This is a genomic window from Vicinamibacterales bacterium, assembly GCA_036504215.1.
GTDB lineage: Bacteria > Acidobacteriota > Vicinamibacteria > Vicinamibacterales > Fen-181 > FEN-299.
In genome coordinates this window covers 1-1,557 of the sequence record DASXVO010000009.1, presented here as the reverse complement: position 1 = coordinate 1,557, position 1,557 = coordinate 1, and the positions used below count along the sequence as shown (strand labels likewise).

Here is a 1,557-nt window from a genome sequence, read left to right as displayed (position 1 = left end):
CTAGTGAGGGCGGCCCGAGGGTTCGGGCGCTTCGGTAGAAGAGGTCCGCGTCGACGTCGTCGCCCGCGCGCCCGCTGGGTATTCCTCGGAAGGACGCTGCGCCGCCCTGCGGCTGCGTGCCGACCGCCGCCGCCACTGACGTTCGTAGTCGCGGGCGACGTCGATTCCGCCCACCCCGAAGGCGATCGCCGCTGCGGCCGCCGCGGAGGCGACCACCGCAATGAAGCCGGCATTGACGATGTTGCGTGCGACGCCTAGCTGGTCCAGGGCCATGAACACCGACAGTGCGATCACCGCGGCGCGGACCCCCTTGGCGACCCAGGCACTGCTTACGTTCGCCACCAGCTCGGAGAGGACCCTGGCGACGGGGATGGCGATGGCCACGATCAAGGCGGCGACAATCACCCGCGGCACGTACCCGATGATCCGGTTGATGCCCGACGAGAGTGCGGCGAGTCGAAGCGCCTGGGCCGTTAGGGAGAAGGTGACGAGCATGCCCAGCCAGAACACGGCCCTGCCCGTTGTCCGGGAAGCCGAGAGACGGGTCGCGCCCGCCTGTGGCTGCATGTGGCGGGCGACGAATGCATCGAACTGCGCGCGGCCGAGCAGCCTGGCAACGACGGAGCCGAGGACTCTCGAGAGAAGGTAGCCGACCAACAGCACGATGACCGCCGAGACGAGGTTGGGCAGGTACGCCGTCATCTGGCCCACTCCTGTCGCGAAGTAGTTGCGAATCTGTTCGAGCATCGAGTTTCTTCCTCCCCGTTCACCTCCAAATAGGTGCGCTCGACATAGGCGGCAAATCCGGCGGGGCGCCAGGCGCTCTGCCATCCAGCCACGGGAACCGCGCGACGGCTCGGGCGACTGGCTGGCAAGAGGCTTCGCGAATCCACCGCGTGGATGACTTCCGAAGCAAACCGGAGGCTGCCGGCTCGGCCTCGGGCTTCATCGGATTGGATTCGCGCGCAGCGTGGCCGGGTGGTTGGTTCGCGAAGTCGTCGCGGAGGCAACGACGCAACCAGGCGTGACCTCCGTTCCGCGCCGGCGCAGGACGACCGGAGGATGACCGAGCAGTTGAGAGCCATCCCTCGAGATGGCTGGGCAAGGCGCTGCAGTCCGTCCAGGAGGAGCTCAAGCCGGCGCTCGGACCCGTGGAGGGAAAGGCCGAAGGCGCGTTCCGTGGTGCCTTTGGCGAGGCCTCGCAGACCCCCTGAGTCAAGGTGCCTTCACCCGGGCTCCATCGCGGGCGGGGCTTGCCGTCGGCACACGAATTGGCGGAATCCCTTAAGGCTTCCCTTTCTTCGAAGGTTTCGACTTGCCCGAACTGTTGAGGGCGACCGCTTGGCGAACGAGCGCCTTGAAGGCGGACTCGTCGACTTCCTCTCCTTCGTGGATGTCGATCGCGCGGCGCGCCTTGGTGGTGTCCCGAGTCGTGGGGAAAAGTGAAATGGCGCATTCTTCCGGTGGGCAACAACCGGCCGCTTGGAAGGCGGCCACCCGGAGGAACGCGCCATGGGGAAGACTACCAAGAAGGACATCACAGCGAAGGGTGTATCG

At 66.7% G+C, this 1,557-nt stretch carries 2 protein-coding genes; both read right to left on the bottom strand.

Annotation, left to right across the window (positions count from 1 at the left end; translation table 11 throughout):
• Entirely contained in the window at positions 1 to 747 is a 747-nt protein-coding gene (locus VGK32_02480; GenBank protein ID HEY3380602.1) for a hypothetical protein, read from the bottom strand.
• Positions 748 to 1,284: 537 nt separating this feature from the next.
• A partial coding sequence (locus VGK32_02475; protein HEY3380601.1) for a hypothetical protein occupies positions 1,285 to 1,557 on the bottom strand: 273 nt, incomplete at its 5' end.

Bases quoted from the DNA above. Each gene is read 5' to 3' on its own strand.
- VGK32_02480 (HEY3380602.1), bottom strand. From the start codon at position 747: ATGCTCGAACAGATTCGCAACTACTTCGCGACAGGAGTGGGCCAGATG.